General features: G+C 50.1%; 15 protein-coding genes. All 15 read right to left on the bottom strand.

Annotation, left to right across the window (positions count from 1 at the left end):
• The coding region (locus tag AC2VLY_RS02040) for an adenylate kinase (RefSeq protein ID WP_486921692.1) at positions 1–627 on the bottom strand (627 nt) is incomplete at its 3' end.
• On the bottom strand, positions 624–1,955 hold the full coding sequence (gene secY, locus AC2VLY_RS02035; RefSeq protein WP_193649849.1) for a preprotein translocase subunit SecY: 1,332 nt from the start codon (positions 1,953–1,955) through the stop codon (positions 624–626). The genes AC2VLY_RS02040 and secY, both read right to left, overlap by 4 nt.
• The gene (rplO, locus tag AC2VLY_RS02030; RefSeq protein ID WP_193649848.1) at positions 1,955–2,392 is read right to left on the bottom strand and encodes a 50S ribosomal protein L15; all 438 of its coding nucleotides are present in this window, start codon (positions 2,390–2,392) and stop codon (positions 1,955–1,957) included. The genes secY and rplO overlap by 1 nt, the downstream gene beginning before the upstream one ends.
• On the bottom strand, positions 2,389–2,574 hold the full coding sequence (gene rpmD / locus AC2VLY_RS02025; RefSeq protein WP_486892121.1) for a 50S ribosomal protein L30: 186 nt from the start codon (positions 2,572–2,574) through the stop codon (positions 2,389–2,391). Before rpmD ends, rplO begins: the two co-directional genes overlap by 4 nt.
• Positions 2,567–3,097, bottom strand: coding sequence for a 30S ribosomal protein S5 (gene rpsE / locus AC2VLY_RS02020; RefSeq protein WP_193649847.1), 531 nt, complete (start codon positions 3,095–3,097; stop codon positions 2,567–2,569). The genes rpmD and rpsE overlap by 8 nt, the downstream gene beginning before the upstream one ends.
• Before the next feature lie 14 nt (positions 3,098–3,111).
• Positions 3,112–3,465: a 50S ribosomal protein L18 gene (gene rplR / locus AC2VLY_RS02015; RefSeq protein WP_193649846.1), complete on the bottom strand. Its 354-nt coding sequence runs from the start codon at positions 3,463–3,465 to the stop codon at positions 3,112–3,114.
• Positions 3,466–3,483: 18 nt separating this feature from the next.
• Entirely contained in the window at positions 3,484–4,008 is a 525-nt protein-coding gene (gene rplF, locus AC2VLY_RS02010; protein WP_193649845.1) for a 50S ribosomal protein L6, read from the bottom strand.
• A gap of 12 nt (positions 4,009–4,020) precedes the next feature.
• A complete protein-coding gene (gene rpsH / locus AC2VLY_RS02005; protein ID WP_010639682.1) occupies positions 4,021–4,416 on the bottom strand; it encodes a 30S ribosomal protein S8 in 396 nt (131 codons plus the stop codon).
• A 9-nt stretch (positions 4,417–4,425) separates the two neighbouring features.
• Positions 4,426–4,611 carry a type Z 30S ribosomal protein S14 gene (locus AC2VLY_RS02000; RefSeq protein ID WP_010639684.1) on the bottom strand — a complete coding sequence of 62 codons (186 nt, stop codon included), beginning with the start codon at positions 4,609–4,611 and terminating at the stop codon, positions 4,426–4,428.
• Between the two features lie 14 nt (positions 4,612–4,625).
• Entirely contained in the window at positions 4,626–5,168 is a 543-nt protein-coding gene (gene rplE, locus AC2VLY_RS01995; protein WP_010639686.1) for a 50S ribosomal protein L5, read from the bottom strand.
• Between the two features lie 14 nt (positions 5,169–5,182).
• Complete coding sequence (gene rplX / locus AC2VLY_RS01990) at positions 5,183–5,503, bottom strand: 50S ribosomal protein L24 (protein WP_193649844.1); 321 nt, start codon at positions 5,501–5,503, stop codon at positions 5,183–5,185.
• A gap of 9 nt (positions 5,504–5,512) precedes the next feature.
• Entirely contained in the window at positions 5,513–5,881 is a 369-nt protein-coding gene (gene rplN / locus AC2VLY_RS01985) for a 50S ribosomal protein L14 (RefSeq protein ID WP_010639690.1), read from the bottom strand.
• Positions 5,878–6,153, bottom strand: coding sequence for a 30S ribosomal protein S17 (gene rpsQ / locus AC2VLY_RS01980; protein ID WP_193649843.1), 276 nt, complete (start codon positions 6,151–6,153; stop codon positions 5,878–5,880). The genes rplN and rpsQ overlap by 4 nt, the downstream gene beginning before the upstream one ends.
• Positions 6,153–6,347, bottom strand: a complete 195-nt coding sequence (gene rpmC / locus AC2VLY_RS01975; RefSeq protein ID WP_031573675.1) for a 50S ribosomal protein L29 — start codon at positions 6,345–6,347, stop codon at positions 6,153–6,155. The genes rpsQ and rpmC overlap by 1 nt, the downstream gene beginning before the upstream one ends.
• Positions 6,344–6,750, bottom strand: a 407-nt coding sequence (rplP, locus tag AC2VLY_RS01970; protein WP_486892117.1) for a 50S ribosomal protein L16, incomplete at its 5' end; no start/stop codon positions are given. The genes rplP and rpmC, both read right to left, overlap by 4 nt.

Below are 6,750 nucleotides of genomic sequence, written 5' to 3'. Positions count from 1 at the left end.
AAACACTTCATCCGCCTCACCATGACCATCAATCTGACGGTAGGCTGGCCGATCGTGATAATAAGCGATCAAAGGAGCTGTTTCCGCCTGATAAACTGCCAGGCGCTTTCTGATCACATCCGGCTGGTCATCTTCACGCTGGACCAGACTGCCCCCACATTGATCACATACCGCACTGACCAATGAAGGATGATAACGTTCATGATAAATGGCACCACAACCAGAACAGACACGCCGTCCTGAAAGCCGCTCAACTATTTCCTCATCATCCAGCGCAATATGCAGTACAGCAGAAATGTCTTCACCGGCACCCTGCAATAGTTGGTCTAGCGAATTCGCTTGATGTACAGTTCGCGGAAAACCGTCGAATATCACCCCGGCTACTGCATCTTCCAACGTCAATCGCTCTGCAACAATACCAATGATAATGTCGTCGCTCACCAGTGCTCCAGAATCCATCACTGTAGCAGCACGACGCCCAATATCACTACCAGACTGAACAGAGGCGCGGAGCATATCACCAGTAGAGACATGAGGCAAGCCTAAATATTGAGCCAGACGCTGAGCCTGTGTACCCTTTCCGGCTCCGGGAGCACCCAAAAATATGAGGTGCCTGACCAAACTCATCGTCCACTCAGGGGATTCTTACGAATCAACCCTTCATATTGATGGGTGAGCAGATGACTTTGAATCTGACCCATGAGATCCATCATCACCACAACCACAATCAGCAAACTGGTGCCACCTAAATAGAAAGGCACGTTATACTGGACAATGAGAAATTCCGGCAACAAGCAAACCAGTGTCAGGTAAATGGCTCCCCAAAGGGTTAGACGGGTTAAAATCCTGTCCATGTAACGGGCAGTATGTTCACCTGGTCTGATCCCTGGAACAAACGCACCAGATTTTTTGAGGTTGTCAGCCGTATCTCTCGGATTGAAGACCATTGCCGTATAGAAGAAGGCAAAAAATACAATCGCCGTAGTAAATACCACGACATAAAGCGCAGAGCCCGGACTCAATGCCTGACCGAAGCGCGCCAACCATTCCATACCAGGAACATTGGCAAACCACCCCGAAAGCGTAGCTGGCAACAATAAAATGCTGGTCGCAAAAATCGGTGGAATAACACCACTCATATTTACCTTGAGGGGCATGTGCGTGCTTTGTCCACCATAAATTTTACGACCAACCTGACGCTTGGCGTATTGAATAGGAACACGTCTCTGTGCGCTTTCCATAAACACTACAAACGCGGTAACCAGAAGGGCCAGAACAAATAATGCCACCACAAATAGCGGTTGGAACTGCCCGGTTTGCATCAATTCAAAGGTGGTCCCGATAGCATCAGGCAGTCCCGCGACAATCCCCGCGAAAATGATCAGCGATATGCCATTGCCAATGCCGCGTTCGGTGATTTGCTCACCAATCCACATGAGGAAAACGGTACCACAGGCCAGGGAAATTGTCGTAGTAAACAAAAACAAGGGACCAGGGTCTATTACCACCGGAACATGACCAGCGTGCATTTTTTCAATAGCAACAGCAATACCCAGTCCTTGCATAAGAGCGAGACCGACCGTGGCATAACGCGTGTATTCAGTGATCTTTCTTCGACCTGACTCGCCTTCTTTTTTTAGTTCTTCCAGCTTGGGGAAAACTGAACCCGCCAGTTGGAAAATAATGGAAGCACTGATATAAGGCATGATCCCCAATGCAAAAACCGTCAAGCGCGACAGAGCACCGCCGGAGAACATGTTGAACATGCCGAGAATTGTTCCGCGCTGCTCATTGAAAAATGAAGCCATAGCGGCCGGGTCAATACCCGGCACCGGAATATGCGCGCCAATACGAAAAACCAGCAAGGCACCCAACAAAAACAAAATGCGGTTACGTAATTCATTGATCTTACCAGCGCCTTGCGCGGCACCCGCAATGTTACGCAACCCGGCCATTATTCTTCGACCTTTCCGCCAGCACTTTCAATCGCAGACTTGGCTCCCGCACTGACTCGCAATCCACGCACGGTAAGAGCTTGGCTCAATTCACCCGTCATAATCACCTTAACGACATCCGGGCTGCCGCGAACAACGCGCCGCAACAGTAGCCCTTCCATGTCCACCACCCCATCTATCGCCGCATTTTCCAGCTGGGACAAGGTCACCTCGCAAGTACGGGCACCAAAAGTATTCCGGAATCCTCTTTTAGGAATACGGCGTTGCAAGGGCATCTGACCGCCCTCAAAACCAACCTTGTGGTAACCACCTGACCGGGCATGCTGGCCCTTGTGACCACGACCTGCGGTTTTACCGAGTCCACTTCCAATCCCGCGTCCGACACGACGACGATCTTTCTTGGCACCCTCTGCAGGCGCTATCGTATTTAATTTCATGACAACTCTTCCCAGCGCAATAAGTAAGGTACTTTATTGACCATGCCACGGATTTCTGGCGTATCAGGACGTTCAACAGTATGGTTGGTGCGACGCAAACCAAGGCCGACCACAACACGGCGATGTTTCTCGGTCACCCCAATTAAACTTTTGACCAGAGTGATACGTAACTGTTTATTCATCATGACCTCCCTCACCACGAATTTCCTTCAGGCTTTTGCCACGCTTCATGGCGATGGCCTGGGGGCTGGAAAGCTTGTTGAACGCATCAAAAGTTGCACGCACCACATTGATAGGATTATTTGAACCCAGCGACTTAGCCACCACATTGCGCAACCCTACTGCTTCACAGACAGCGCGCATGGCACCACCAGCAATAACGCCACTACCTTCGGGAGCAGGACGCAACATGACGCGAGCAGCACCATGGCGACCTTCTACCGGGTAAGGAATTGTGCCACCACGCATCAGTGGGATTTGCGTCATCCAACGACGAGCCTGATCAGTGGCTTTCTGGATTCCCGCAGGAACCTCCTTAGCTTTACCTCGACCAAAGCCGACCTTGCCATCACCATCTCCAACGACCATCAGTGCCGCAAAACCAAATTGCCGACCGCCCTTGACCACCTTAGATACACGATTGATATGAATCAGCTTTTCCTGCATACCATCGCTGGGCTGAGCATCACGATTTTCCCTTGCCATTTTTCAGATCTCCGTCAGAACGACAACCCGCCCTCGCGGGCGGCGTCGGCCAGGGCTCGCACCCGACCATGATAACGATAACCGCTTCGGTCAAAGGCAACTTCCTTCACACCAGCAGCCAATGCTTTGGCGGCAACCCGCTGACCGATGGTCACTGCGGCAGCCACATCCGCACCACGCGGCATGGTCGCCCGCAACTCACCTTCCACACTGGAGGCCTGAACAATAACAATGCCCTTGGAATCATCAATGACCTGTGCATAGATGTGCTTTCCGGAACGGAAGACGCAAAGCCTTGGTTTGGCTTGAGATGCAATCCGGGCACGAGTTTTACGTGCACGACGGAGTCTGGATGTATTTTTATTCATGATTACCTGCCTCAACCATTATTTCTTTTTGGCTTCTTTACGACGGACATTTTCACCTGCATAACGTACACCTTTACCCTTGTACGGCTCAGGAGGACGATATGCACGAATGTCTGCGGCAATTTGCCCGATTTTCTGCTTATCAATACCCTTGATCACGATTTCTGTCTGGGTCGGCGTTTCAATCGTAATGTCGTCAGGCACCGGATAATCTACAGGATGTGAAAATCCCAGACTCAAGCTCAGGGTTTTGCCTTTCGCTTGCGCACGATAACCCACACCGATAATTTCGAGTTTCTGCTCAAAACCTACCGAGACACCATGCACCATATTATTTAACAAGGCGCGCATTGTGCCGGCAAAAGCATTTTGCCCTTCAGCCCAGGCCAAGGTAGCTACTCCATCGTCCACTTGCAGCGTCACACTGGAGTGAAATGGCGTGGACATCTGACCTTTGGGGCCTTTCACGTGCAAATACTTATCAGCCACATGAACTTCCACACCTTTAGGAAGAGTAACAGGCTGTTTCCCTACTCGAGACATACTGAATCTCCCTTAAGAGACGACGCAGAGTACTTCACCACCAATCCCGGCAGTACGTGCCGCACGATCAGTCATGATACCCTGCGAAGTGGAAATGATGGCAATGCCAAAACCATCCCGAACCTTGGGAAGATCATCAGCACCCCGATAAATACGCACACCCGGTCGACTTACACGACGGATTTCGGCAATAACCCCAGCTCCAGCATAATACTTAAGAGTCAGGTTCAGAACCGGATGACCATCCTGAGTTTCTTCCCGGAAATCGGTAATATAACCTTCTTCAACCAGAACACGAGCAATGGCGCGTTTCAGTTTCGAAGCAGGCATTAAGACTTTCGCTTTATTTACTTGTTGCGCATTTCTAATGCGCGTAAGCATATCAGCAATAGGATCCGTTACGCTCATCGTGTTTCCTCACCAGCTCGCTTTGACAATACCGGGAATTGAACCCGCCGAGGCATGCTTACGCAGGCACAAACGACACAGACCAAATTTCCGATAGTAACCACGTGAACGTCCGCACAATTTGCAACGGTGGTACGCACGCACCTTAAACTTTGGGGTCCTTTCGGACTTTGCAATCAATGATTTTTTTGCCACGCGTCAAACTCCCTTCAAGGCCGGAAGGGCATCTTGAAGGCTTTTAACAGCCCAAGGCCCTCTTCATCATTCTTGGCGGTGGTAGTGAACACCACGTCCAACCCGCGCAAACGATCAATTTTATCATATTCAATTTCAGGGAATATGATTTGTTCTTTCACACCCAAGGTGTAGTTACCACGACCATCAAAAGATTTTGGTGACAGCCCACGGAAATCGCGAATACGGGGAATAGCTACCGTTACCAGGCGATCGAGGAACTCATACATGACCAGACCGCGTAAAGTCACCATGCAACCAATTGGATAACCATCGCGAATTTTAAAAGCAGCAACCGATTTACGGGCACGGGTTACCACGGGCTTCTGACCCGCAATTTTAGTCATGTCACCAACGGCAGCTTCAAGAATCTTCTTGTCACCTACCGCTTCACCCACACCCATATTCAAGGTGATTTTGAGAATCTTGGGTACTTCCATCACGCTTTGATAACCGAAATCCTGCATCAGCTTTGGGGCGATGGCGCTTTTGTACAAAGTATGTAAACGTGCTTCCATTTTATATTTTACCCTTAACGGCCGCTGATAACTTCGCCGCTGCTCTTGAAAACCCGAACCTTACGTTCGCCTTCCAGCGTCTTATAACCAACTCTGTCTGCAGTTCCCGCAGTGGCGTTGAAAATAGCCACATTGGAAATATGAAGAGGCGCCTCTTTTTCGACAATGCCGCCAGGCTTGCCCATACGATCGGGACGAACGTGACGCTTGATCATGTTCACCTTCTCCACCAGCACCCGTGATTCGCTACTAAGAACTTTCAGCACCTTACCGCGCTTGCCTTTGTCCTTACCGGCCAGAATCACGACTTCATCATCCTTACGCAACTTCAACATGGTCATCCCCTACAGCACTTCTGGCGCTAACGAAATTATTTTCATGAAATTAGCCCCGCGCAATTCACGGGTTACCGGTCCAAATATACGCGTACCAATAGGCTGCAACTGATTGTTAAGCAGCACCGCCGCATTGGTATCAAAGCGGATCAAGGACCCATCCTCACGACGAACGCCTTTGCGAGTACGGACGACCAGGGCATTGTAAACATCTCCCTTTTTGACCTTACCACGAGGCACCGCATCCTTGATGCTGACCTTGATGACATCGCCAATGTCCGCATAACGCCTGTGTGAGCCGCCGAGTACCTTGATGCACATCACTTCCCGCGCACCACTGTTGTCCGCCACGCTTAATCTAGTCTGCATCTGAATCATGCGTTATCTCCTTCGACAACACTCTGGCTGAGCACATTCACCAGACGCCAGCTTTTGGTTTTAGACAAAGGCCGACATTCTTCAATTTTAACCGTGTCACCAATGTGGCAGGCATTGTCAGCGTCGTGCGCATGAAACTTTTTGGAACGACGAATATATTTTTTGTAGAGCGGATGCTGGATGCGTCTTTCGACCAGAACCACGATAGTTTTATCCATACGGTCGCTAACAACAGTGCCAACGAGACTACGGGGATTTTTTACTTCGCTCATCACTGCACTCCCTTCTTGGCACTAATCGCTGTACGGACACGGGCAATATCTCTGCGCACTGTACGCAAACGGGTGGTCTTGGCGAGTTGACCAGTAGCATGCTGCATGCGTAATTTGAACTGCTCTTCCAGCAATTGCATGAGTTCAGTCTGGCAGCCAGCCAGATCCAGTTTTTGTATTTCTTGCGCTTTCATCCCATCACCCGCCGACTTACAAATACGGTCTGCACTGGAAGTTTAGCCGCACCTAAAGCAAAAGCTTCACGAGCCACTTCCTCACTGACACCTTCCATTTCATATAGGACTTTACCAGGCTGGATCAGCGCCACCCAATATTCAGGGTTACCTTTGCCTTTACCCATCCGCACTTCTGCCGGCTTTTTACTGATGGGCTTGTCAGGAAAAATACGGATCCAGATCCGACCGCCACGTTTTACATGACGACTAATGGCACGCCGTGCAGCTTCTAACTGACGCGCAGTAATTCTTCCCCGGCCAATAGCTTTAAGACCAAATTCACCAAAGCTTACCTTACTCCCACGCGTCGCTATGCCGCGATTGCGTCCCTTGTGTTGTTTACGAAATTTCGTACGTTTAG

It is taken from the genome of Acidithiobacillus sp. TH-A36 (assembly GCF_057473445.1).
This window is presented reverse-complemented; position numbering and strand designations above follow the sequence as displayed.